The 24,052-nt window shown below is 72.5% G+C and carries 18 protein-coding genes; 9 read left to right on the forward strand and 9 right to left on the reverse strand.

Annotated features, from left to right (window positions below; translation table 11 throughout):
* Positions 1-16 precede the first annotated feature (16 nt).
* From AB0C22_RS14180 to valS, 4 genes are all read left to right on the forward strand, one after another.
* Positions 17-1,825 carry an ABC transporter ATP-binding protein gene (locus tag AB0C22_RS14180; RefSeq protein ID WP_357535189.1) on the forward strand — a complete coding sequence of 603 codons (1,809 nt, stop codon included), beginning with the start codon at positions 17-19 and terminating at the stop codon, positions 1,823-1,825.
* A 59-nt stretch (positions 1,826-1,884) separates the two neighbouring features.
* On the forward strand, positions 1,885-3,717 hold the full coding sequence (locus tag AB0C22_RS14185; RefSeq protein ID WP_357535293.1) for an ABC transporter ATP-binding protein: 1,833 nt from the start codon (positions 1,885-1,887) through the stop codon (positions 3,715-3,717).
* Between the two features lie 160 nt (positions 3,718-3,877).
* Positions 3,878-5,431 carry a trypsin-like peptidase domain-containing protein gene (locus AB0C22_RS14190; protein ID WP_219464648.1) on the forward strand — a complete coding sequence of 518 codons (1,554 nt, stop codon included), beginning with the start codon at positions 3,878-3,880 and terminating at the stop codon, positions 5,429-5,431.
* A 243-nt stretch (positions 5,432-5,674) separates the two neighbouring features.
* A complete protein-coding gene (gene valS / locus AB0C22_RS14195; RefSeq protein ID WP_357535191.1) occupies positions 5,675-8,287 on the forward strand; it encodes a valine--tRNA ligase in 2,613 nt (870 codons plus the stop codon).
* Positions 8,288-8,502: 215 nt separating this feature from the next.
* Here valS and AB0C22_RS14200 read toward each other — a convergent pair whose 3' ends face one another.
* From AB0C22_RS14200 to AB0C22_RS14230, 7 genes are all read right to left on the reverse strand, one after another.
* Complete coding sequence (locus AB0C22_RS14200) at positions 8,503-9,213, reverse strand: ABC transporter permease (RefSeq protein ID WP_208568005.1); 711 nt, start codon at positions 9,211-9,213, stop codon at positions 8,503-8,505.
* On the reverse strand, positions 9,213-10,163 hold the full coding sequence (locus tag AB0C22_RS14205; RefSeq protein WP_357535193.1) for an ABC transporter ATP-binding protein: 951 nt from the start codon (positions 10,161-10,163) through the stop codon (positions 9,213-9,215). Before AB0C22_RS14205 ends, AB0C22_RS14200 begins: the two co-directional genes overlap by 1 nt.
* Positions 10,160-11,041 (reverse strand): ABC transporter permease subunit, encoded by an 882-nt coding sequence (locus tag AB0C22_RS14210; protein ID WP_357014601.1) that lies wholly within the window; start codon positions 11,039-11,041, stop codon positions 10,160-10,162. Before AB0C22_RS14210 ends, AB0C22_RS14205 begins: the two co-directional genes overlap by 4 nt.
* Positions 11,034-11,948: an ABC transporter ATP-binding protein gene (locus tag AB0C22_RS14215; RefSeq protein ID WP_208568002.1), complete on the reverse strand. Its 915-nt coding sequence runs from the start codon at positions 11,946-11,948 to the stop codon at positions 11,034-11,036. Before AB0C22_RS14215 ends, AB0C22_RS14210 begins: the two co-directional genes overlap by 8 nt.
* A gap of 110 nt (positions 11,949-12,058) precedes the next feature.
* Positions 12,059-13,933 carry a CotH kinase family protein gene (locus tag AB0C22_RS14220; RefSeq protein ID WP_357535195.1) on the reverse strand — a complete coding sequence of 625 codons (1,875 nt, stop codon included), beginning with the start codon at positions 13,931-13,933 and terminating at the stop codon, positions 12,059-12,061.
* The gene (locus AB0C22_RS14225) at positions 13,933-14,610 is read right to left on the reverse strand and encodes a DUF4956 domain-containing protein (RefSeq protein ID WP_219464653.1); all 678 of its coding nucleotides are present in this window, start codon (positions 14,608-14,610) and stop codon (positions 13,933-13,935) included. The genes AB0C22_RS14220 and AB0C22_RS14225 overlap by 1 nt, the downstream gene beginning before the upstream one ends.
* 6 nt (positions 14,611-14,616) lie before the next feature.
* Positions 14,617-15,543: a polyphosphate polymerase domain-containing protein gene (locus AB0C22_RS14230; RefSeq protein WP_357535198.1), complete on the reverse strand. Its 927-nt coding sequence runs from the start codon at positions 15,541-15,543 to the stop codon at positions 14,617-14,619.
* Between the two features lie 175 nt (positions 15,544-15,718).
* Between AB0C22_RS14230 and AB0C22_RS14235 the strand changes: the two genes are divergently transcribed.
* From AB0C22_RS14235 to galT, 4 genes are all read left to right on the forward strand, one after another.
* Positions 15,719-16,336 carry a DM13 domain-containing protein gene (locus AB0C22_RS14235; protein WP_357535200.1) on the forward strand — a complete coding sequence of 206 codons (618 nt, stop codon included), beginning with the start codon at positions 15,719-15,721 and terminating at the stop codon, positions 16,334-16,336.
* A gap of 127 nt (positions 16,337-16,463) precedes the next feature.
* Entirely contained in the window at positions 16,464-17,993 is a 1,530-nt protein-coding gene (gene cysC, locus AB0C22_RS14240) for an adenylyl-sulfate kinase (protein WP_219464656.1), read from the forward strand.
* Positions 17,994-18,092: 99 nt separating this feature from the next.
* Positions 18,093-18,899, forward strand: coding sequence for a DeoR/GlpR family DNA-binding transcription regulator (locus tag AB0C22_RS14245; RefSeq protein WP_208567999.1), 807 nt, complete (start codon positions 18,093-18,095; stop codon positions 18,897-18,899).
* Positions 18,896-19,972 (forward strand): galactose-1-phosphate uridylyltransferase, encoded by a 1,077-nt coding sequence (gene galT / locus AB0C22_RS14250; RefSeq protein ID WP_219464658.1) that lies wholly within the window; start codon positions 18,896-18,898, stop codon positions 19,970-19,972. The genes AB0C22_RS14245 and galT overlap by 4 nt, the downstream gene beginning before the upstream one ends.
* 385 nt (positions 19,973-20,357) lie before the next feature.
* On the opposite strand, the gene AB0C22_RS14255 is transcribed toward galT, so the two are convergent.
* Positions 20,358-21,575 (reverse strand): NADP-dependent isocitrate dehydrogenase, encoded by a 1,218-nt coding sequence (locus AB0C22_RS14255; RefSeq protein ID WP_357535202.1) that lies wholly within the window; start codon positions 21,573-21,575, stop codon positions 20,358-20,360.
* 147 nt (positions 21,576-21,722) lie between these two features.
* Between AB0C22_RS14255 and AB0C22_RS14260 the strand changes: the two genes are divergently transcribed.
* Positions 21,723-22,733, forward strand: coding sequence for an MBL fold metallo-hydrolase (locus tag AB0C22_RS14260; RefSeq protein WP_357535204.1), 1,011 nt, complete (start codon positions 21,723-21,725; stop codon positions 22,731-22,733).
* 198 nt (positions 22,734-22,931) lie between these two features.
* Here the strand turns inward: AB0C22_RS14260 and mdh are convergent, their stop codons facing one another.
* A complete protein-coding gene (gene mdh / locus AB0C22_RS14265; RefSeq protein ID WP_219464661.1) occupies positions 22,932-23,882 on the reverse strand; it encodes a malate dehydrogenase in 951 nt (316 codons plus the stop codon).
* Between the last annotated feature and the right edge of the window lie 170 nt (positions 23,883-24,052).

Genomic DNA, 24,052 nt, shown 5'->3' on the forward strand with positions numbered 1-24,052 from the left:
ACGCTACCGTCGGGTAGTGCCTGCGCAGCGCGACGGCGACCCGGCCATCCCGAGGGCGGACGGCCGGGTCCCTCCGCTGCGCAACCTCTGGCGGCTGCGCCGCTACCTGCGCCCGTACGCCGCCGCGTACGTGCTGTTGCTGCTGGCCGCGCTGGCCGCGACGGGGGCGGGTCTCGCCGTACCCCTGGTGGCGCAGCGGGTGGTGGACGGGCCGATCGCCCGGCACGACCCGGCGGGGCTGCTCCGCCTCGGCGGGCTGGCCCTGCTGCTCGGGCTGGTCGAGGCGGTGCTGATCTTCATCCGGCGGTGGAGCCAGTCGTCCTCCTCGGTCGGCATGGAGGCGACCATCCGCGCCGACCTCTACGCCCACCTGCAACGCCTGCCGGCCGGCTTCCACGACCGCTGGCAGTCCGGGCAGCTGCTCTCCCGGGCGATCAGCGACCTGTCGGTGCTGCGCCGGTTCCTCTCCTTCGGCCTGCTGTTCCTGGTGCTCAACGTGGTCACCTACGTCGCCGTGGTGGCCCTTCTGCTCCGGCTGCACGGGCCGCTGGGGCTGCTGGTGGCCGCCAGCGCGGTGCCGCTGTTCCTGATCAGCCGCCGGTTCGGCCGGCACTACCACACGGCGTCGCGGCGGATGCAGGACCAGCAGGGCGACGTGGCCACCCTGGTCGAGGAGACCGCGCAGGGGCTGCGCACCATGAAGGCGTACGGGCGGGGGCCGGAGCTGGCCGACCGGTTCGCCGGGCGGGCCCGCGCGCTGCACGACACCGGCGTCGGCAAGGGCGCCCTGCTGGCCCGCGCGTCGGCCCTGTTCGACCTGGTGCCCAACCTGACCCTGGGGGCGACCCTGGTCGGCGGCGCGACGCTTGTCGCCCGGGGCACGTTGACCATCGGGGAACTGGTCGCGTTCGTCAGCCTCCAGCTCATGCTGATCTGGCCGGTGCAGTCGCTCGGTTGGATCATCGCCAACGGGCAGGAGGCGGCGACCGCGGCGGACCGCATCCAGGAGGTGATGGACACCCCGCCGTCGATCGTGGACGCCCCGGACGCGGTCGCACTGACCCGGTCGGCGGTGCGCGGCCGGCTCCGCTTCGAGGGGGTGTCGTTCCGCTACCCGGGCAGCGCCGAACCGGTGCTGCGGGAGATCGAGCTGACCGTCGAGCCGGGCGAGACGCTGGCCCTGGTCGGGGCGACCGGCTGCGGCAAGAGCACCCTGCTCTCCCTGGTCCCCCGGCTCTACGACGTGACCGCCGGCCGGATCACCCTGGACGGACACGACCTGCGGGGGGTACGCCTGGACGCGCTGCGCCGGCTGGTCGGGGTGGCCTTCGAGGAGCCGACCCTGTTCTCCATGTCGGTCTGGGAGAACCTCACCCTGGGCTGCCCGGACGCGACCGGCGACGAGGTCCGGGCCGCGTTGGCGCTGGCCCAGGCCGACTTCGCGTACGACCTGCCGTGGGGGTTGGCGACCCGGGTGGGCGAGCAGGGCCTGTCGCTCTCCGGCGGGCAGCGGCAACGGTTGGCACTGGCCCGCGCGGTGCTCGGCCGGCCGGCGCTGCTGGTCCTCGACGACCCGCTCTCCGCCCTGGACGTGCAGACCGAGGCGCTGGTCGAGGCGGCGTTGCGCCGGGTGCTGCGGGACACCACCGCGCTGCTGGTGGTGCACCGGCCGTCGACCGTCGCGCTGGCCGACCGGGTGGCGCTGCTCGACGGGGGGCGGATCACCGCCGTCGGCCGGCACTCCGAACTGCTGGCCACGGTGCCGGCGTACCGTGCGGTGCTCGCCGCCGAACCCTCGCCGGCACCGGGCCTGGTGCGTTCGTGAGCCGTCGACCACCGCGGCAGCACCCCCCGGCCGGTGACGACGGCCAGCCCGGCACCGCGTTGTCGCACTGGCGGGGCCGGGCCACCGACCCGGACGCCGACCGCAGCCGCGCCGAGGACGACTCCCCCGAGGCGGTGGCCCGGCTGCGGGGTCGCAGTCGGGCGCTGCTGCGGGACCTGCTCCGTCCGCACCGCCGGCCGTTGGGCGTGGCGGTGGCCCTGCTGCTGGCCCAGAACACCGCCGCGATGGCCGGTCCGTACCTGGTCATGCTCGGTATCGACCGGGCGGTGCCGCCGCTGCGGGCCGGCGACCCGGGTCCGTTGGCGGCCGTCGCGGGCGCGTTCGCCGTCGCGGCCGTCACCGAGTACGTCGCCCGGCGCAGCTACCTCACCCGCTCCGCCCGGATCGGCCAGGCCGTCCTGCTCGACCTGCGCCAGCGGGTGTACGGCCACCTGCTGACCCTCTCGGTCGGGTTCCACGAGCGGTACACCTCGGGTCGGGTGGTGTCCCGGCTCACCAGTGACGTGGACTCCATCGCCGAACTGGTCGACGGGGGGATCGACACCCTGGTCGCCGCCGCGCTGTCGGTGCTGTCGGTCGCCGCCATCCTGCTCTGGCTGGACCTGCCGCTGGCGGCGGTGACCCTGCTGGCGTTCCCGTTCCTTTTCTGGCTGTCCCGCTGGTTCGCCCGGGCCTCGGCCCGGGCCTACCGGCACAGCCGGGAGGCGGTGGCGCTGGTGATCGTCCACTTCGTGGAGTCACTGCGCGGCATCCGTGCGGTGCAGGCGTTCCGGCGTGAGCCGCGCAACCAGCAGATCTTCGTGACGGTCAACGACGAGTACCGGCGGACCAGCCTGCACGGCTTCCGGCTGATCGCCACCTACTCGCCGGGGATCAAGGTGATCGGCAACGTGACCGTGGCGATGGTGCTCGGGTACGGCGGTTGGCGGGTGCTGGGCGGCGCCACCGAGGTCGGGGTGCTCGCCGCGTTCCTGCTCTATCTGCGCCGGTTCTTCGAGCCGATGCAGGAGCTGAGCCAGTTCTACAACTCCCTCCAGTCGGCGACCGCCGCCCTGGAGAAGCTCGCCGGGGTGCTGGACGAGCAGCCCGGGGTGCCCGAACCGGCGTCGCCGGTGCCGTTGCCGGCCGGGCCGGGCCGGGGTGCGGTGACGTTCCACGCGGTGTCCTTCGGCTACCTGCCGCAGACGCCGATCCTGACCGGGTTGGACCTGGTCGTGCCGGCCGGGCAGACGGTCGCCCTGATCGGCCCGACCGGCGCCGGCAAGTCGACGGTGGCGAAGCTGCTCGCCCGGTTCCACGACCCGGACGCCGGCACGGTCGAACTGGACGGCGTCGACCTGCGGGACCTGTCCGACGCCGAGCTGCGGCGCGCGGTGGTGCTGGTGACCCAGGAGAACCACCTGTTCGGCGGCTCGGTGGCGGAGAACATCCGGTTCGGGCGGCCGGACGCCACCGACGCGGCGGTGCAGGCGGCGGCGCGGGCGATCGGTGCGCACGACTTCATCGCCGCCCTACCCGACGGGTACGCCACCGAGGTGCACCGGCGCGGCGGCCGGCTCTCCGCCGGGCAGCGGCAGCTCGTCGCGTTCGCCCGCGCGTTCCTGGCCGACCCCCGGGTGCTGATCCTCGACGAGGCCACGTCGTCGCTGGACGTGCCGACCGAGCGGTTGGTGCAGCGGGCGCTGTCCACCGTGCTGCGCGACCGCACCGCGCTGGTGATCGCGCACCGGCTCTCCACGGTGGAGACCGCCGACCGGGTGCTGGTCGTCGACTGTGGACGGATCGTCGAGGACGGCCCACCCGCCCGGCTCGCCACCACCGGCGGCCGGTACGCCGCACTGCACCGGCAGTGGCGCGATTCGCTGGTCTGACCCGGCCGGGGGGCAGCCCGGTGGCCGTGGCACGACTAGACTCTGCCCGCATCGATGGGCCTCGCCCCCGTTTCCACCGGTCCGCCCGGTCGGGTGCGGCGGGGCCTATCACATCGCCGGCATACGGGGAGGTTGCGGCGTGCGGATCCGTGGACGAGTGGTGCTGGCAGCGGCATTGGCGCTGAGCACGATGGGGACGACAGGCGTGGCGTTGGCCGTGGACCGGGATGCCGGTGCGGCCACCGGCGCGACCGGGGGCACCTGGGCGGCGGGGACGGTCCCGGTCGCCGGGGAGGTCCGCGCGTCGGCCCGCGCCGACACGGCTGGCCGGGCGGCGGCGCCGGCCGCAGCACGCCCGGCGCCGGTGGTGACCCGCCCCGCGACCCAGGTCGCGCAGGCCGCCCCCGCCTCGGTGAGCTACCTGAGCGACCGTTACCGGGTCGCCCCGGGCGAGGCCGCCCGCCGGCTGGCCCTCCAGGAGCTGTCCGCGCCGCTGGCCGACACCCTCGCCGCCCGTTTCCCCGATTCGTACGCCGGGATGTGGCTGGACCAGGCCGGTGGCGGGGTGCTCACCATCGCCGCCACCGATCCGGCACCGGTCACCGAGGCGGTCGCCGGCCTGCCGGACGCCCGGCACGTCACCGTCGTGCCGGTCCGCCACTCGCGGCGCGACCTCGACGCGGCGGCGGCCCGACTGGCCGGGACGCTGGGCGTCACCGCCGGTCGGGACGTGCTGGTCGACGAGCGGGCCAACGAGGTGCTGGTGCTCACCGGCGACGCGGTGCCCGCCGACGACGCCCGGCTGGCCGGCACGCTCGACGCGGCCGGGGTGCCGGTGCGGGCCCGGGCCCGGCTCGACGGCTCCGCGATCCCCAAGGCGTGCGACCCGCGCTACTGCGCCAAGGCGCCGATGCGGGGCGGCATCCGGCTCGACGTGCCCCGCGACGACGGCACCGTCGGCGGCTGCACCACCGGCTTCAACGTCCGGGCGAAGTCCGGGCAGTACTACGTGCTGACCGCCGGGCACTGCGTGGTCGGCGGCCGGCACCAGCGCGTCGACGACACCTGGCACCAGTTCCTCGGGCCGAAGGTGCCGGTGGGCCTGGAGTCGACCAACCCGGTGCTGGCCGAGAACGCCTTCCCCAACGACTACGCGGTCCTGCCGTACGCGAAGGGCGCGACGACCCGCTGGGCGTACCCGAGGCGGACCGTGGGCAACGCGCCGAGCCTGGTCAACTACTGGTGCGTGGCGGACAATCCGGCCTGCGCCAGCAAGGGCAGCCGCGACGTGCCGATCACCGGCGTCACGCCGTACTCCGCCGTGCAGGCCGGCTGGGTGGTCTGCGCCACCGGCTCGGCGTACACCCCGAAGGCCGGCGAGCAGTACGTCGACTCGGGCGCCGGAGCCGGCTACCTGCCGGGCACCCGCTGCGGTGAGGTCATCGGCAAGGCCAGTGGCGGCATCGACGTGCGGGTGTGCGCCCGGCCGGGTGACAGCGGCGGTCCGCTGTTCACCGAGTCCGACGGGCGGGCGCTGGGCATCCTGAACAACGGCGACCCCGGTGAGGGCCCCTGCACCAACCCGGACGAGAAGAACACCTACGCGCCGGTCTCGGTGATCCTCGACCGGGTCAACGGCCGCACCGGGCTCGGCTTCCAGATCGCCACCCAGGGCCCACTGCTCACCCCGCCGGTCGGCTCCTCGAACCGGTAACCCACCGGGTCCGGCCGGCTCCCCGAACCGTTAGGTCGACGGGTCCGGCCGGCTCCCCGAAGCGGTAGGTCGGCGGGTCGGGTCGGTCGGCGGGTCGGGTCGGTCGCCGCGCCCGGCCCGCCCCACGTCGCACCGCACACCCGGCCCGCCACGAACCATGACGTGCCGGCACCCGGCGCGAGGAAGCCGGCACGCCGGATAAAGCCGGTGGGCGGGAGGTCGCACGCTGCCTACGATCGACCGATGACTGATACGGCGAGGACGGCCCGCGCCGGTATGCCCGAACGTCCCACCCTGGACGGCATCGAGGAGCACTGGGCGCACCGCTGGCAGGAGGAGGGCACGTACGCGTTCGACCGGGAGAAGGCGACCGTAGCGGGTCGCGGGACGGCGGGAACCCCGCGTCGGCACGGTCGCGGCGACGACGTGTACTCCATCGACACCCCGCCGCCGACCGTATCCGGCGAACTGCACATGGGGCACGTCTTCTCGTACACGCACACCGACACGGTGGCCCGGTTCCAGCGGATGCGCGGCCGCAACGTGTTCTACCCGATGGGCTGGGACGACAACGGCCTGCCCACCGAACGCCGGGTGCAGAACGTCTACGGGGTGCGCTGCGACCCGTCCCTGCCGTACGACCCGGCGTGGCAGCCGCCCGACGCCCCGGTCACCGAGGCCCGACGCCGGGAGCCGACGCCGATCTCCCGACGCAACTTCGTCGAGCTGTGCGCACGGTTGACCGCCGACGACGAGCAGGTCTTCGAGGCGCTCTGGCGGCGGCTCGGGCTGTCCGTGGACTGGTCGCTGACTTACACCACGATCGGGCGGGCGGCGCGGGCCACCTCGCAGCGGATGTTCCTGCGCAACCTGGCCCGGGGTGAGGCGTACCAGGCGGAGGCGCCGACGCTGTGGGACGTCGGGTTCGGCACCGCCGTGGCGCAGGCGGAACTGGAGGACCGGGAGCGCCCGGGGGCGTACCACCGGCTGCGGTTCACCGGGCCGGGCGAGCGGGAGGTGCTGATCGACACCACCCGGCCGGAGCTGCTGCCGGCCTGCGTGGCGCTGGTCTGCCACCCCGACGACGAGCGGTACGCCGACCTGGTGGGCGCGACGGTGCGTACCCCCGTGTTCGGGGTGGAGGTGCCGGTGCGCGCGCACCCGCTGGCGGACCCGGCGAAGGGCACCGGCGTCGCGATGGTGTGCACGTTCGGTGACCTGACCGACGTGACCTGGTGGCGGGACCTCGACCTGGAAACCCGGGTGGTGATCGGCCGGGACGGTCGGCTGCTGGCCGAGCCACCGGCCGACGTGCCGGCGGCCCCCTACGCGGCGTTGGCCGGGCAGCCGGTCAACGCCGCCCGCCGGGCCCTGGTGGAGCTGCTGCGCGAGGCCGGTGACCTGGTCGGCGAGCCGCGCGAGATCACCCATCCGGTGAAGTTCTACGAGCGCGGCGACCGGCCGTTGGAGATCGTCTCGACGCGGCAGTGGTATCTGCGCAACGGCGGCCGGGACGCCGGGCTGCGGGCGGAGCTGCTGGCCCGGGGTGACGAGCTGCGCTGGGTGCCGGAGCACATGGGGCACCGCTACGCGCACTGGGTGGGTGGGCTGACCGGTGACTGGCTGGTCAGCCGGCAGCGCTTCTTCGGGGTGCCGGTGCCGGTGTGGTACCGGCTCGACGCCGTTGGCGAGCCGGACCACGCCAACCCTCTCACACCGGACGAAGCGTCGTTGCCGATCGACCCGTCCAGCGAACCGCCGCCCGGCTACGACGAATCGCAGCGCGGCGTGCCGGGCGGTTTCGTCGGCGACCCGGACGTGTTGGACACCTGGGCCACCTCGTCGTTGACCCCGCAGATCGTCGGCGGCTGGGAGACCGACCCGGAGTTGTTCGACCGGATCTTCCCGATGGACCTGCGCCCGCAGGGGCAGGAGATCATCCGGACCTGGCTCTTCGCCACCGTGGTCCGCGCCCACCTGGAACACGGGGTGCTGCCCTGGCGGGACGCGGTGTTGTCCGGCTGGATCCTCGACCCGGACCGCAAGAAGATGTCCAAGTCCAAGGGGAACGTCGTCACCCCGATGGCGCTGCTGGAGCAGCACGGGTCGGACGCGGTCCGCTACTGGGCGGCCAACGGCCGCCCCGGCATGGACCTGGCCTTCGACCCGGCGCAGATCAAGGTGGGGCGGCGACTGGCCACCAAACTGCTCAACGCGTCGAAGTTCGCGCTCGGCCTCGGTGCCGGCGACGCCCTGCGCGCCCCGGCGACCACCCCGCTGGACACCGCCATGCTCGCCGAACTGTCCGCCGTGGTCAGCACCGCGACGACCGCCTTCGACGGGTACGACCACACGACCGCCCTACAGGCCACCGAGGCGTTCTTCTGGCGGTTCTGCGACGACTACATCGAGTTGGTGAAGGAACGCGCCTACGGCACCGGGCCGGGTGCCGACTCGGCCCGGGCGGCACTCGCCACCGCCCTGTCGGTGCAGCTACGGCTCTTCGCCCCGGTGCTGCCGTACGTGACCGAGGAGGTCTGGTCGTGGTGGCGGTACGGCTCGGTGCACCGGTCGACCTGGCCCACCACGTACGAGGTGGACCGGGCCATCACCGGCACCGGTGACCCGGCCCTGCTCCGGCTGGCCGGGGACGCCCTGGCCCAGATCCGCCGGGCCAAGTCCGACCGCAAGTTGTCGATGCGGGCGGAGATCCCGCTGGCCGAGGCGTTGGGCCCGGCGGCCCTGCTCGACCAGCTCACCCTGATCGCCGACGACGTGCGCGCCGCCGGCCGGATCACCACCCTCGACCTGCTCCCCGACCGCACGTCCGAGCTGGTGATCGCCAGCGCCTTCTGACCGGCAGGGCCCCGCACGGGGTCGGCATGGCCGCGCGGGGTCGGCGACCCCGCGCGGAGGTTCGCAATATCGCCGATATAGCGGTGTCAGCGTGGGGCGGATGCCGCTATATCGGCGCACCTGTGTCGATCATGCTGCCCCATCCGGCCCGCCCAGCCCAGTCGCACCACCGCCCGGCCCGGGACAAGGCTGCCGGGCCGGGCGGGGTGCCGGGATCAGCTGGTTTCGCCGGCGACGCTGAAGGAGCGGAGCCGGTCGATCGCCAGGACGGTGAAGCCGACGCTCACCAGGGCGATCAACACGACCGCCACCGGCACCGAGACGGTCGTCGACAGCAGTGCCGTGGGGGCCATCCGGTCGGCCAGGGCGATCACCCACTGCTGGATCGACAGCACCCTGGTGCCGCTGACGAAGTTGCCCAGCAGCCCCTCCCAGATCAGCACGTACACCAGGCCGAGCAGCACCGGCCGCCGGGTGACCAGGCTGAGCGCCAGGAACAGCGCCGAGTAGGCCAGCGCACCCAGCGCCGAAGCGGCGGCGAGGGCCAGGCCGAGGCGTACCGAGTCGGCGAGCACGCCCGCGACGTAGAGCGGCACGGCGACGGTGACCGCGCTGACCCCGGCGGCCACGGCGAGTTTCGGCAGCACGATCTGCCAGCGCGGCAGCGGCTTGGTCAGGATGTGCACCACCGTGCCGTCGTCGATCTCCGCGCCCAGCACGCCGGTGCCGACGATGAGCGCCACCACCGGCAGCACCACGGCCAGACCGAGGCCGACCAGCACCGGCGACGCCCACTCGCCCGGGTCCACCCCGAGCGACCGGCAGAGCACGGCGAGCAGCACCAGCACCGCCGGCAGCGGCAGCAGCATGAGGAACCGGCGACGGCCGAAGAGCCCACGCGCGGTGATCCAGGAAACGGTTGACATCAGGCCTCCACCAGGTAGGAGAAGACGCTCTCCAGGGACTCGTCCTCGGGGGTCAACTGCCGGACCCGGATCTGCCGGGCGAGCGCGATCTTGGGCAGCGCCCGGGTGAACGCGCCGTAGTCGCCGGCCCGTACGGTCAGGCCGGTCTTGTCCAGCTCGACGCCGGTGACCGACGGGTCGGCCATCAGCGCCACGGCCAGCGCCCGGTCGTCGGTGGAGCGGACCGCGAAGACGTGCGGTCGGTTGGTCATCAGCCGGCGGATGGTCCGGAAGTCGCCGGAGGCGGCCAGCCGCCCGGCGACCATCACCTGCACCGTGCCGGAGACCTGCTCGACCTCCTCCAGGATGTGCGAGCTGAACAGGATGGTCCGCCCGGCGTCGCCGAGGGAGTGCAGCAGACCCATCATGTGCAGCCGCTGGCGCGGGTCCATCCCGTTGAACGGCTCGTCGAGCAGCAGCACCTGCGGGTCGTGCACCAGCGCGGCGGCCACCCGGGTGCGTTGCCGCATCCCCTTGGAGTACGTGCCGATCCGGCGGTCCTGAGCGTCGGTCATCTCGACCAGCTCGATCGCCCGGCGGGCGGCGGCCTCCGGGTCGGGCAACCGATGCAGCTTCGCGCTGGCCAGCACGAACTCCTTGGCGGTGAGGAAGGAGTGCACCGCCTCCCGCTCGCTGACCAGCCCGAGCCGGCGGTAGACGGCCGGGTTACGCCAGGTCGACTCGCCGTCGAGGGTGAGCGTGCCCCGGGACGGGGCGAGGAAGCCGGCCATCATGTGCAGCAGGGTGGTCTTGCCGGCGCCGTTCGGGCCGAGCAGGCCGGTCACCCCGGAGCCGAGCCGCATGGTGACGTCGTTGACCGCCACCACGTTGCCGTACCAGCGGGAGACCCCGGCGAGATCCAGGGTGCTGGTGGTGACCGCCGGCCGGGCGTCGGTGTCGAGTGTGGTCATCGGGCGGCCACCTTCCGGTATCGCAGCAGCAGCAGGGCGGTGCAGGCGGAGACCAGCAGCACGGCGACGACCGCGTAGACCGGGCCGAAGCTGCCGATCGGTGGGCCGGTGCCGGCGCCCGGGTAGAGCAGGTCCTGCAACGCCCACGAGCCGACCCCCTGCACCAGGGTCGACGGCGAGGCCAGGAGGGCCAGCTCGTTGACCGCGCGGGACGGCAGGATCGACAGCACGCCGACGACCGGGGTGGTCATCAGGAAGACCGCCACGATCCCACCGGCGGCGAAGGCCCGCTTGCCGGTGAGCGAGGCGACCAGCAGACCGATCGAGGCGAAGACCACCGCCCACAGCCCGGCGTAGAGCAACCCGGGCAGCAGGTCCAGCAGCTCGTTCCAGGTCCCGCGCAGGCCGTCGGGGGTGGTGAACGCCGCCCCCAGGAACATCACCAGCTGCGGCCCGCCCAGCAGCAGCCAGATCGCGCTGACCAGGGAGAGCAGCTTGGCCAGCGCGTAGTCGTCGCGCGGCAGCGGCCGGGAGAAGTAGAGCGGGAGCACGCCGCTGCGCAGGTCCCGGGAGACCAGCTCGGGGGCGGCCACCGCGACGAAGAAGATGACCAGCCAGCTCATCGCGTCGGCGAACTGGGCGTACGTCATCACCACCTCGCCGAGCTGGCTGCGGACGGCGGTAAGGCCCGCGGCCACCACGGTCACGATGCCGACGACCAGCCAGGGGAAGATCTTCGCCTTGGCGCTGCGGCCCAACCCGAAGACCGTCCGCAGGCCGTGCCCGTAGAGCGCGCCGAAGACGTGCCGGCGGCCCAGCCTCGGGCCGGTGTACCGCTGGTAGCCGATGTCGTGGATGACGCCGGTCGGCTCAGGCATTGCTGGGCTCCCTCGGGGCGAAGAGTTCGGCCACCCGGTGCCGGCGCTGGTCCAGCCGGTGCAGCGGCAGGTCCAGCTCGGCGACCACGCCGAGGATCAGGTCGTAGGTACGCTCGTCGACCAGCGGGACGAGCAGCATCCGGCCGTCGCGGGTCACCGGCAGGTCGAGCGCGGCGAGCCGGCCGGCCAGCTGGTCGGTGCCCTCGCTGACCTCGACGGCGAGCAGGTCGGTGGCCGAGGTCATCGCGTCGATCCGGTCGGCGCGCAGGAGCCGGCCACCGTCGATGGCGATCAGGGTGTCGCAGATCCGCTCCACCTCGCCGAGCAGGTGCGAGCAGACCAGCACGGAGATGCCGAATTCGGTGCCGATCCGGTGGACCAGGGCGAGCATGGCGTCCCGGCCGGCCGGGTCGAGGCCGTTGGTGGGCTCGTCGAGCAGCAGCAGGTCCGGGTCGTGCACCAGGGCCTGGGCGAGCTTGACCCGCTGCTTCATCCCGGTGGAGTAGCCGCCGACCGGCCGGTACCGCTCCTCGTAGAGGCCGACGTGCCGCAGCGTCTCGGAGGCGCGCTCGCGGGCCACCGTCCGGGGCAGGCCGCTCATCCGCCCGAGGTGGGTGACGAGTTCGGCGGCGGACAGGTCGGGTGGGAGCGCCTCGTGCTCCGGCATGTAGCCGACCCGGGCGCGGACCGCCGCCGGGTCGGTGGTGGGGTCGAGGTCGAGCACGGAGACCCGTCCGCTGGTCGGCGGGAGCAGGCCCAGCAGGATCTTTATCAGGGTCGACTTGCCGGCGCCGTTGGCGCCGACCAGCCCGATGATCCCCGGCTCGACCGCGACGGTGAGGTCGGTCAACGCGGTGACCCGGCCCCCGTACGTCTTGGTCAGCGACTCGGTCGCGATCAGTGTCACGCCGCCAGCCTAGGGAGGCGGCACCCTGGCGGGTATCCGGAATCGCCCGGGGACTTCCCTGAGGTCGGTGACGGGACGCGGGCCTGGTGCCGGCCCGCGTCCCGTCGGCTTCAGCTCCGGGTGATCACCTCGTGCTTGCCCAGGCTCTCGGTCCGCTGGCCGATAAGGGTGCGTAGCTGGGCCACGTCGGAGTCGACGGCGGCGGCGTCCGCCCCATCGACCTTCTTCAGCACCGTGCTGATCGCGGTGAGTGACTCCGCCGCCTTCCCGCTGCCGAAGACCTGTTGGTACAGCTCCCGGTAGGCGTCCTCGTAGGTCGCCTTGAAGGCGTCGCTGGCGAGGAAGCGCTCCTTGAGCTTGTGGCCCATCATCATCCCGCCGCGCGGGCCACCACCCTCGTTGTCCGCACCCCGGGCACCCGGCCCGGCTGGCTGCCCGGGTGGCGCTCCGGCCTGCTGACCCGGCTGCTGACCGGCCTGTTGCCCCGGCTGCTGGCCCGGCCCGCCCGGTGCTGCCTGGTCCGTGACCGCACCGTTGGCACCGGCCGCGCCGGGGAAGCCCCGGCCCGGGCCGAACCCGCCGCTGTCGTGCGGGCCCTGGCTGGCGTTGCCGCTGAAGGTCAGGTTGTGGTCCCAGCTGATCACGCTGAACTTCTTCGTCCCCAGGTCGTACCAGAGGTAGTAGTTCTTCCCCGGGCCGGCCATGTCGTCGAAGTTGAGCAGCAGGTTCTGCAACGCGACGTACCGGGCGAAGGACGCCACGTCCACCCTGTCGGCGAGGTGCGCGTCGAACTCCTCGTCGCTGGCCGAGTTCACCCACCGGATCAGGTTGATCACCGGTTGCAGGTCCTGACTGCCCTTCATGGTGATCTGCTTGAAGTCGTCGGCGTACTCGGTCGGATCGTCGCCCTGGTCGGTGAAGCTGCCGCTGGCCAGCGACTTGTAGAGCACCCCTGTGCCGTCCATCTGATCGGCGAAGTGCTCGTCCGGGTGCTCGACCAGCAGCCGGGCGGTGGTGGGCCGGTCGTTGACGGTGAACGAGGAGTACGCGTACCGCTGCGCGGGCTCACCCGTGGCGTCGAGCAGCGACAACGACAGGGCCTCGTTGAGCACCGTCGAGCCGCCGCCCATACCGCCCACCCGGACGGCCACCTCCCGGTGCCCCTGGTAGCGCCGGCCGTCGACGAACTCGTCGAAGCTGAGCAGCCACGGCAACGTCTCCGGCTCCTCGGCCTTCAACGCCGCCCGGGTCATCCCACCGGGGAACTGACCACCACCGGCCTGCTGACCGCCGCCGGCCTGCTCGCCTGTTCCGGGCTGCTGAGTGCCGGGAGCAGCCCCGTCCGGCAGCCCGCCGCCGGGGAATCCTGCGCCCTGCGGCAGCCCGCCGCCGGGGAATCCTGCGCCCTGCGGCAGCCCGCCGTCGGGGAATCCTGCGCCCTGCGGCAGCCCGCCGTCGGGGAATCCTGCGCCCTGCGGCGGCCCGCCGTCGGGTGGCCCGCCCGGGAACCCGCCGCCCGGTCGCGGCCCACCGCCGTTCTCACCCCGGCCCCCGGAGGGCCGCGTCTCGCCCTTCCAACTGAGCTGGCCGAGCGTCGAGTTGCCCTTGAGTCGGATGCCCACGCTGGGGATCGTGGTCCCGTCGACGGTCAGGTCGGCCTCGACGTACCCCTTCTCGCCCTCCTTCCAGTAGGCGTCGAGCATCCGCTCGTAGTCGGCGTTGCGGAACGTCAGCGAGATCTCGTGCGCGCGACCGGCGTCGAAGAGGTCGACGGTGCCGGGGATGTCCACGCTCACCACGTCGCCCCCGGAGCCCCCGGCACTTGTCACGTAGGGGCGGATCCGTTCCGTCCCCAGCACCAGGGTCAGTACGGCGAGGAAGGCCGCGCAGGTGGTGAGCAGCTTCCAGTTCTGCCGCACCCGGACCGGCAGTCGGCGACGCAGCCGGGGCGGCAGCACCGACCGGGTACGCAGGGACTGCGCCATCACAGGTCCGTCTGGTCGTAGCCGGTCAGCACGGTCACCCGCTGGCCCGAGGTCCGCTCGCTGAGCGCGCTGATCAGGTCACCCGGCTCGCCGCCCTTCTTCAACCGGACCGTGTACGTCATCTCGGTGAGCGCACCGGCCCGGATCGTCTCCATGCTGACCAGTTCGAATTCGGTGGTGTGCCGGACCAGCACGTCCTGGATGTCAGCGGTGTGGTTGCCGCCGGCCGGGACCTGGACCTTGACGACCTGCCGCTGCACGTTGAGCGCGAACCAGTTGAACCGGTACATCACCACGATGATCAGGCTGATCGCCACGGCGGCGACGACGGCCAGGCTGTAGAACCGGGTGCCGCAGGCCATCCCGACGCCCATCACCAGGAAGATGAAGCCGACGTCGCGGGTCTCCTTGATGGCGTTGCGGAACCGCACCACTGACAGCGCGCCGACCAGGGCGAAGGCCCGAGCGATGTTGGAGCCCACCACCAGCATGATCAGCGAGATCAGCATGCCCAGGATGATCAGCGTCTGGACGTACGACTGGCTGTACGACACGTTGCGGTGGGTGGACCGGTAGACCCAGCCGATCATGGCGCTGAGCAGGAAGGACAACGACAGCGTGAGGGCGATGTCGCCCGTGCTGAAGGTGCCGGACAGGTCCTGGAACGTGATGTCCATCGGGGTTCAGGCCTCGCTTCTCGGGGTGGGGGCCACCAGGTCGGCGGCGGGATCGGCATCCTGGACGTGGAAGATCGAGCGCGGCACGCGGCCGAACGCCTCGACGCTCTGGCAGTACTTGGAGACCCGCACCACCGACAGCTCGGCCCGGCCGGCCAGGTCGGTGAGCCAGTACGGGACCCGTTCGTTCGCCTTGACCTCGACGATCGACTTCGAGGCCGGAATGATCAGGCGGTTCTCGGCGTCCGCGCTGAGGTGGAAGTCGCGGTCCCGGCCGCGCACCCGGTGGTCGAGGGTGACCCGCAGGCCCAGGTCGGCTGCTTGGCCGACGAACGCCTCACGCTGGTAGCCGGTCATCGCCACCGGACGCAGGTCGAGGCCGGAGACGAGTCCCAGCACCTCCTCGACGAAACCGCGCTGGGAGGGATCGTGTTCGATCATGACGCGCTCGTCGCAGAGTTGGCGGGCCACCCGGTAGGGCACGGCGATCCGGCGCTTCTGGGTGACCCGGTTGACCCGCTGCTTGATCTCGACGTGCACGGTCCCGTCGTCGGTCACGCCGGACCGGTCGCCGTAGTGGCGTACCCGCAGCTTGCGACGGAACTTCAGCCCCTCGATCTTCTCCCAGTAGAAACGCAGGTCGGTGGTGTCGTAGTAGACGCTCCAGACGCCGTAGCCACCGTCACCGCCGTGCGCGTCGGGCGTCATCCGGGCGGCGAGTGCGGCCCGCAACGCCGGTACCTTCGTCGTCTCGACCAGGTACTTGATCTCGTACCGGTTGAACGCGTGCAGCTTGCTCGGCGCCCGGAGGGCGTGGCCGGCGTGGTCGGTGTCACCAGCAGGGGGCGACGACTCGCGGTGCCCTCGGGCGGAGGGTTCGGCGATGGTGGACGGATCGGATCCGGGGGTCCGGCGGGGGAATCGTAGTCGCATGCGGTGGGCGCTCTCTGGTCGCGAAGGGGTCGCCGGCAGCTAAGGTGACCGGACCGGAAAGTCGATGTGAACGACCTATGAACGAGCTATGGATCGTGGATGTCCGACGACGGTAAGGCTTTCGTAACGCCGCCGGCCGGTGCCCGGCCGCCGCGGTCCGGCAAGACTGGGCGGCATGTCCCGTCGACCGTTTCGTACCCCGCTGACCTGGGTCGCCGTCGCCGTCCTCGGTGTCGGCGTCGCCTTCGGCCTGTACTGGTTCCAACCCTGGAAGGTGGTGACCGACAACCAGGTCGACGAGCAACTCTCCGAGGTGGACGCCGCCCCGGCCGGCACCACCCCGACCGACGCCCCCGGCGGCACGCCCACCGGGACCACCCCCGCCGGCACCACGCCGACCACCGGCACCCCCTCCGGCAGCCCCACCAGCACCCGGCCGGTGGTGGTCAGCCGGGGAGAGTTCGTCAGTCATGAACACGACACCTCGGGCACCGCCCGGATCGTCCGTACCGCAGACGGGGGGCACCGGCTGGAACTGGTCGGGTTGGACACCTCCAACGGCCCCGACCTGAAGGTCTGGCTGACCGACCAGCCGGTCCGCACCGGCCGGGCCGGCTGGGGCGTGTTCGACGACGGCCGCCGGGTTGAGCTGGGCCGACTCAAGGGCAACAAGGGCGACCAGGCGTACGCCATCCCGTCCGGCACCGACCCCGCCGGGCTGACGAGTGTCGCGATCTGGTGTCAGAGATTCGCCGTCTCGTTCGGTGCCGCACCCCTGGTTCCGGTGGGTTGACCTCGCTCATCGACCGGTCGACACCCTCCCCCGTTGATCCACTTCCGGGTCGGCAGTGGAGTGGCGCTCTCGACCGATCGCCGGCCGACTGAGAAACTGTGATCCGGCCAGCGAGTGAGGGGTACGGATGAGCAACGGTTCAGTGCTGCCCGAGGACGTGCTGCGGGATGCCCCCGCGTACGCGCCGCGCCCCGGTGAGCTGGCCGATCTGGAGTTGCTGCTGAGCGGGGCGTACACCCCGCTGGCCGGCTTCATGACCCGCGCCGACCTGGCCTCGCTACAGCGTCGCGGTCGGCTGGCCGACGGCACCTCCTGGCCGGTCCCGGTGACCCTCCAGGTGCCCACCGCCGTCGCCGACGGGCTGGACCAGGCCGACCCGGGCCGACGGACGCTGGTGCTCACCGACGGCGAGGGTGCCCCGGTGGCGGCCCTTGAGGTGACCGACGTCTGGCCGGTCCGCGAGGGTGTGGCCGGGCTGGGCGGCCCGGTCCGCCGGCTCGGCGACGGCGGGCACGGCCCGTTCCAGCGGCTGCGCCGGGGTCCGGAGGAGATCCGACCGCTGCTGCCCCCGGGACGGGTGCTCGGGGTGATCGCCGACCGGCCGCTGCACCGGCCGCAGCTGGCGCAGATCGCGCACGCGGCCCGTACCCTCGGCGCGCACCTGCTGGTGATGATCCCGGTCGGCGAGGACGGCGCGGGTGGGTTGCCCACCGAGGCCCTGGTCCGCAGCGTTTTCGCCGCCCGGGACCGGATGCCCCCGGCGACCCTGGTCGCGGTGCCGCTGCCCCGCCGCGCCGACGAGATCAGCGACGCCCTGTTGCGGGCGAGGATCTCCGCCGCGTACGGGGTGACCCACCTCCTCTCCACCGGCGCCATGCTCTCCGGGGCGGGGCTGCGGGTGCTGGTCCCCCGCGAGCTGGCCTACGACAGCCGGGACGGCCAGTGGCGCTGGCGGGACGACATCCCGCCGCGTAACCGCAAGCTGGCGCTGAGCGAGGCGGAGATCGACGACCTGCTCGACCGGGGGTTCCCGCTGCCCGAGTGGCACACCCCGCCGGCAGTGGCCAAGGAGCTCGCCCGGGCCCGCCCGCCGCGCCGGCACCGGGGGCTGGTGGTCTTCCTGACCGGGCTCTCCGGTTCCGGCAAGTCGACCATCGCCCGGGGGCTCGCCGACCTGCTCCGGGAGCAGGGCGAGCGCACGATCACCCTGCTCGACGGCGACGTGGTACGCCGGGAGTTGTCGGCCGGGTTGACCTTCAGCCGGGCCGACCGGGACGCCAACGTCCGGCGGATCGGCTGGGTGGCGGCCGAGATCGCCAGGCACCGGGGGGTGGGCATCTGCTGCCCGATCGCCCCGTACGCCCAGGCCCGGGCCGCCGTGCGGGAGATGGCCCGATCCGCCGGGGCGGGGTTCCTGCTGGTGCACGTGGCCACCCCGTTGGAGGTCTGTGAGCAGCGCGACCGCAAGGGGCTGTACGCCCGCGCCCGGGCCGGCCTGCTCACCGGGATGACCGGCATCGACGACCCGTACGAGACGCCGACCGATGCCGATCTGGTGGTCGACACCACCGGCCAGAGCATCGAGGAGGCGGTGCAGGCGGTGATGAACCACCTCACCGAGACCGGCTGGGTGGAGCCGCGCCTGCCGTCCGCCTGACCTCGGGGGTTCCACTTCCGCCGCTGCCTGCTGCGCGCTAGTGTTCAATCTTGTTTGAACACGTTCGAGCGCGTGCAGGTATGCGGGGAGGTACGGCGGATGCTGGCACGGCAGCGACAGGCGACGATCCTCGACCGGGTCCGGACCGCCGGTGGCGTACGGGTCACCGAGCTGGCTGCCGAGTTCGGTGTCTCCGACATGACCATCCGGCGGGACCTGGACACGCTGCACGACCAGGGGCTGCTGGCCAAGGTGCACGGCGGGGCCACCACCACCGGCCCCGGCTCGACCGACGAACCGGGCTTCCACGCCAAGTCCGTCCGGCAGTCCGCCGAGAAGGCCGCCATCGCCGGCCACGCGGCCGAACTGGTCCGGCCCGGTGCGGCGATCGCCCTCTCCGCCGGCACCACCACCGCCGAGCTGGCCCGCCGCCTGGTCGACGTCGCCGGGCTGACCGTGGTGACCAACTCGCTGCCGGTGGCCGAGATCCTGCACACCGCCGGCCGCCCCGACCAGACCGTGGTGCTGACCGGCGGGGTACGCACCCCGTCCGACGCGCTGGTCGGCCCGCTGGCCGTGGAGGCCATCCGGTCGCTGCACCTGGACCTGCTCTTCCTCGGCGTACACGGGATCACCGAGCGGGCGGGTTTCACCACCCCCAACCTGATGGAGGCGGAGACCGACCGGGCCCTGGTGGAGGCCGCCGACCGGCTGGTCGTCCTCGCCGACCACACCAAGTGGGGCACCGTGGGCATCTCCTCCATCGTCGGCCTGGGCGCCGCCGACGTGCTGGTCAGCGACGACCGGTTGGCCCCCGAAGCGCGCCGGGTGATCGACGAGAAGGTGGGCGAGCTGGTGATCGTGACAGGCACGGGCCGGGCGACCGGGCAGGAGACGACGCGGTGAAGCGTACGGCGATCGAGCTGGCCGACGGCCGCGAGCTGATCTACTTCGACGAGCGGGACGACGCCGTCCGGGACCAGCCGGACCAGCGGGAGCTGCCCCCACCTCCGCCGGCCTCCCAGCTACGGTACGACCCGCTCACCGACGAGTGGGTGGCGGTGGCGGTGCACCGGCAGACCCGGACCTTCCTCCCCCCGGCCGACCAGTGCCCGCTGTGCCCGTCCCGGGGCGACCGGCACAGCGAGATCCCCGCCCCCGACTACGACGTGGCGGTCTTCGAGAACCGGTTCCCCTCGCTGAGCCAACGGATCGCCGACGAGCCGGCCGAGATCACCGGGTTCACCCCGGTCCGCCCCGGCCAGGGACGCTGCGAGGTGGTCTGCTTCACCGACGACCACCGGGCGTCCTTCGCCAGCCTCTCCCCCGCCCGGGTCCGGCTGGTGCTGGACGCGCTGGCCGACCGGACCACGGCGGTCGGCGCACTGCCCGGGGTGGAGCAGGTGTTCTGCTTCGAGAACCGGGGGGTGGAGATCGGCGTCACCCTGCACCACCCGCACGGCCAGATCTACGCGTACCCGTTCGTCACACCGCGTACCCGGTCGCTGCTCGCGGCGGCCCGCCGGCACGCGGAGCGCACCGGCGGCGGCAACCTCTACGCCGACGTGCTCGCCACCGAGCGCGCCGCCGGGGACCGGGTGGTCGCGGCCAACGACCACTGGACGGCGTACGTGCCGGCGGCGGCCCGCTGGCCGTTCGAGGTGCACGTCGCGCCGCACCGGCCGGTGCCGGACATCCCGGCGCTCGACGACGCCGAACGGGACGCGTTCGGCCCGCTCTACCTGGACGTGCTCCGCCGCTTCGACGGGCTGTTCGACCTGCCCATGCCGTACATCGCGGCCTGGCACCAGGCGCCGGTGCGGATCGACCGGGAGCTGGGCCACCTGCACCTCCAGCTGTTCACCATCCGCCGGGCGAAGGACAAACTGAAGTACCTGGCCGGCTCCGAGTCGGGCATGGGGGTCTTCATCAACGACATCGCCCCCGAGCGCGCCGCCGAGCTCCTGCGCGCCGGCTGACCCCGCTCCCCTGCCCGCCGGCCGACCCCGCACAGCAGGACGCGGGGGGCCCGGGACGGGCCCCCCGCGGGGAAGGGACGGCTGGCTGTGCTCGACAGCCCGGGAGGCTTGTCGATCGGCACTGGTGCCGTGCGGTGACCGACGTGCTCCCTGGACGCGACTGGCACCACGTCCACCCGGCTCAACGACCTCTTCCCCGACCGGTGACGCCGCCGTCACCCGGACGGGTGGCACCGCCGGTGCCGCCGACCGCAGGCCGCCGGTGCTGCCGGTGCCGGTGCTGCCGACCTTCTGGCACACCGGTGCCGCCGGTGCGCGTCGCCGGGCCGCAGACGACGGAACCCGTCGGCGGACCGCCGACGGGTTCCGTGGGTACGGGCGAGGGTCAGGCGCTGAGCCTGCGCGCCAGGTTCTCGTCGAGGGTGTTCATGAACTCGTCGGTGCTCTGCCACGGGGCGTCGCGCGAGATGAGCAGCGCGAGGTCCTTGGTCATCTGGCCGGACTCGACGGTGTCGACGATGACCTGCTCCAGGGTGTCGGCGAACTCGGTGACCGCCGGGGTGCCGTCCAGCTTGCCCCGGTGGGCCAGGCCCCGGGTCCAGGCGTAGATCGAGGCGATCGGGTTGGTCGAGGTCTTCTCGCCCTTCTGGTACTGCCGGTAGTGCCGGGTGACCGTGCCGTGCGCGGCCTCCGCCTCGACGGTACGACCGTCCGGGGAGAGCAGCACGGAGGTCATCAGGCCGAGCGAGCCGAAGCCCTGCGCGACGGTGTCGGACTGCACGTCACCGTCGTAGTTCTTGCAGGCCCAGACGTAGCCGCCCTCCCACTTGAGCGCGGCGGCGACCATGTCGTCGATGAGCCGGTGCTCGTAGGTGATGCCGGCGGCGGCGAACTCGTCCTTGAACTCGTTCTCGAACACCTCGGCGAAGAGGTCCTTGAACCGGCCGTCGTACGCCTTGAGGATGGTGTTCTTGGTGGACAGGTAGACCGGGTAGCCCCGGTCCAGGCCGTACCGGAACGAGGCGCGGGCGAAGTCCCGGATCGACTCGTCGTAGTTGTACATGCCCATGGCGATGCCGCCGCCGGAGAAGTTGGCGACCTCCATCTCCATCGGGGTGCCGCCGTCGGCCGGGGTGTAGGTGATGGTCACCGTGCCCGGGCCGGGGACCACGAAGTCGGTGGCCTTGTACTGGTCGCCGTGGGCGTGCCGGCCGATGATGATCGGCTTGGTCCAGCCGGGGACCAGCCGGGGCACGTTCGACATGATGATCGGCTCGCGGAAGACGACGCCGCCGAGGATGTTACGGATGGTGCCGTTCGGCGACCGCCACATCTTCTTGAGGCCGAACTCCTCCACCCGGGCCTCGTCCGGGGTGATGGTGGCGCACTTGACGCCGACGCCGTGCTCCTTGATGGCGTTCGCGGCGTCGATGGTCACCTGGTCGTCGGTGGCGTCCCGGTGCTGGATCGACAGGTCGTAGTAGTGCAGGTCGACGTCGAGGTAGGGCAGGATCAGCTGCTCCCGGATCTGCTTCCAGATGATCCGGGTCATCTCGTCGCCGTCGAGCTCTACGACCGGGTTGTTTACCTTGATCTTCGCCATCGGCCGGCGCTCCTCTCGGGGGACACGTGCTCAAGCAGTACGAGCGTACTGGAAACCGGTTCACGGCACCGAGCCGGCCTCGACCCGGCGGCCCCGGACGGCCAAAATCACCGCGTGGGCCGGGGCGGACCCTGGCACCATCACCGGATGCCACTGAGCCGCACCCTCGGGTCTATCACGGTCACCGCCCTCACCGACGGCGAGGGACCGTTCTTCCAGCCCCGGACGCAGGCATTCCCCGCAGCCACCGCCGCACACTGGCGCGAGGCGGACCGGCGCGAACCCGGTTCGGTCACCGACGACGGCGACTGGTGGCTGCCGTTCCGCGCCTTCGCGCTGCGCGTCGGGGACGGGCCGGTGACCCTGGTCGACGCCGGCATCGGGCCGGCCGACTCGCCCGCCGCGAGCTGGGCACCGGTCCCCGGTCGGCTGCCGGCCGAACTGGCCGCCGCCGGCATCGACCCGGCCGACGTACACACCGTGATCCTCACCCACCTGCACAGCGACCACATCGGCTGGGCGGTGACCGGCACCCCGGGCCGGCCCTACTTCCACAACGCGACCTACCTGCTCCAGCGGGCCGAGCTGGCCGCCGTGGAGAGCATCAACCCGGGACTGCCGGCCGGTCTGATCGCGCCGTTGCGCGCCGCCGGCCAGCTCCGCGTGGTCGACGGCGACACCACCCTCACCCCCGGGGTACGCCTGCTACCCACCCCCGGGCACACCCCCGGCCACCAGTGCGTGCTGGTCGACACCGGCGACGACCGGATCCTGTTCACCGGCGACCTGCTGGTGCACGTGGTGCAGCTGATCGACCCGGAGCTGGCCTACGCCCACGAGGCGGACCCGACCACCGCCCGAGACTCCCGCACCACCCTGCTCGACCAGCTCGCCACCACCTCCACCCCCACCCTCCTAGCCACCCCCACCTCACCGCCCCCTTCACCCCCCACCCGCCCACCCTCGCCCCACCCCGTCCCACCTAGCCCCGTCCCACCTAGCCCCGTCCCACCTCGCCCCGGTGATCAAGAGGTTTCGGTCATGCCAGGGCGATTTCCTGACCCAAACCTCTTGATCACCACCGGAGCCGGGCACCTGCCAGCGGTGATCAAGAGGTTTGGGTCACGTCAGGGCGGTTTCCTGACCGAAACCTCTTGATCACCCGCCGCGAGCCCTGACCCACCGCAGTGATCAAGAGGTTTGGGTCAACTCAGGCCGGCTGGTTGACGCAAACCTCTTGATCACCGGGGCAGGGACGGCGGGACGGGCGGGACGGGCGGGACGGGGTGGGGTGGGGACGGCGCAGGGGCGGGACGGCGGAAGCCGTCCCGCCCCTGCGGCGGATGGTTCAGCGGATCACATGCTGGCCACGTCGGCCTGCTTGGCGCGGACGGCCTCGGCGGCCTCCTTGAGGCTGGCCAGCTCGTCGGCGTCCAGGTCGGTCTCGACGACCCGCTTCACGCCCTCCGCGCCGATCTCGGCCTCGACGCCCAGGTAGACCCCGGAGATGCCGTACTCGCCGTCGACCCAGGCGCAGACCGGCATGACCGCGCCGGAGTCCTCGGCCACGGCCCGTGCCATCCGGGCGGCGGCGGCGGACGGGGCGTAGTACGCCGAACCGGTCTTGAGCAGCGCGACGACCTCGGCGCCACCGTTGCGGGTCTTGACGACCAGCTCCTCGATCTGCTCGGCGGGCATCGCGTCGCGCAGCGGCTTGCCGTTGACGGTGCTCTGCGACGGCACCGGGACCATGGTGTCGCCGTGCGAGCCGAGGGTCAGCGTCTTGACCGACTTCACCGGTACGTCGAGGGCCTCGGCGACGAAGTTGGTGAACCGGGCGCTGTCGAGCATGCCGGCCTGGCCGAGCACCCGGTTCTTGGGGAACTGGGTGGCGAGCTGGGCGAGCGCGGTCATCTCGTCGAGCGGGTTGGACACCACGATCACGACGGCGTTCGGGGCGTACTTGGCGACGTTCTCGGCGACCTGCCGCACGATCTTGGCGTTGGTCTCCAGCAGGTCCATCCGGCTCATGCCCGGCTTACGGGGCAGACCTGCGGTGATCACCACGACGTCCGAGCCCTCGATGGCCTCGTAGCCCTCGCCGTTGGGGCCGGTGGTGGCACCGACGACCTTGGTCTCGAAGCCCTCGATCGCGCGGGACTGGTTGAGGTCCAGCGCGAGACCCGCCGGCTTGCCCTCCACGATGTCGGTGATCACGACGGTGTCGAAGACGTCGTACTCGGCCAGGCGCTGTGCGGTGGTGGAGCCGTAGAACCCGGCCCCGACGACAGTGACCTTCTTACCCATGGTCGTCCCACTCCCCTGCTACCAGTCGGTTTTCCCGACCGTAACAGTCAACGTGGCACCGTTCGGGCCAGGGGCGGCGACCATCCCCGGGATGGGGCCAACGTCACCACCGCCCGGTTCCCGGTGGGGTACGCGGTGGGCGGCGGCACCTGCGGCGGAGCATCCCGGTA

Source organism: Micromonospora sp. NPDC048894, assembly GCF_040649765.1.
GTDB lineage: Bacteria > Actinomycetota > Actinomycetes > Mycobacteriales > Micromonosporaceae > Micromonospora > Micromonospora antibiotica.

Excerpts from the sequence above, each read along its gene's own strand:
- AB0C22_RS14235 (WP_357535200.1), top strand. The coding sequence starts at position 15,719 with ATGTCCCGTCGACCGTTTCGTACCCCGCTGACCTGGGTCGCCGTCGCC.
- AB0C22_RS14205 (WP_357535193.1), bottom strand. The coding sequence starts at position 10,163 with ATGACCACACTCGACACCGACGCCCGGCCGGCGGTCACCACCAGCACC.
- AB0C22_RS14210 (WP_357014601.1), bottom strand. The coding sequence starts at position 11,041 with ATGCCTGAGCCGACCGGCGTCATCCACGACATCGGCTACCAGCGGTAC.
- AB0C22_RS14255 (WP_357535202.1), bottom strand. The coding sequence starts at position 21,575 with ATGGCGAAGATCAAGGTAAACAACCCGGTCGTAGAGCTCGACGGCGAC.
- valS (WP_357535191.1), top strand. The coding sequence starts at position 5,675 with ATGACTGATACGGCGAGGACGGCCCGCGCCGGTATGCCCGAACGTCCC.
- AB0C22_RS14200 (WP_208568005.1), bottom strand. The coding sequence starts at position 9,213 with ATGTCAACCGTTTCCTGGATCACCGCGCGTGGGCTCTTCGGCCGTCGC.
- AB0C22_RS14260 (WP_357535204.1), top strand. The coding sequence starts at position 21,723 with ATGCCACTGAGCCGCACCCTCGGGTCTATCACGGTCACCGCCCTCACC.
- AB0C22_RS14245 (WP_208567999.1), top strand. The coding sequence starts at position 18,093 with ATGCTGGCACGGCAGCGACAGGCGACGATCCTCGACCGGGTCCGGACC.
- mdh (WP_219464661.1), bottom strand. The coding sequence starts at position 23,882 with ATGGGTAAGAAGGTCACTGTCGTCGGGGCCGGGTTCTACGGCTCCACC.
- AB0C22_RS14230 (WP_357535198.1), bottom strand. The coding sequence starts at position 15,543 with ATGCGACTACGATTCCCCCGCCGGACCCCCGGATCCGATCCGTCCACC.
- cysC (WP_219464656.1), top strand. The coding sequence starts at position 16,464 with ATGAGCAACGGTTCAGTGCTGCCCGAGGACGTGCTGCGGGATGCCCCC.
- AB0C22_RS14225 (WP_219464653.1), bottom strand. The coding sequence starts at position 14,610 with ATGGACATCACGTTCCAGGACCTGTCCGGCACCTTCAGCACGGGCGAC.
- AB0C22_RS14220 (WP_357535195.1), bottom strand. The coding sequence starts at position 13,933 with ATGGCGCAGTCCCTGCGTACCCGGTCGGTGCTGCCGCCCCGGCTGCGT.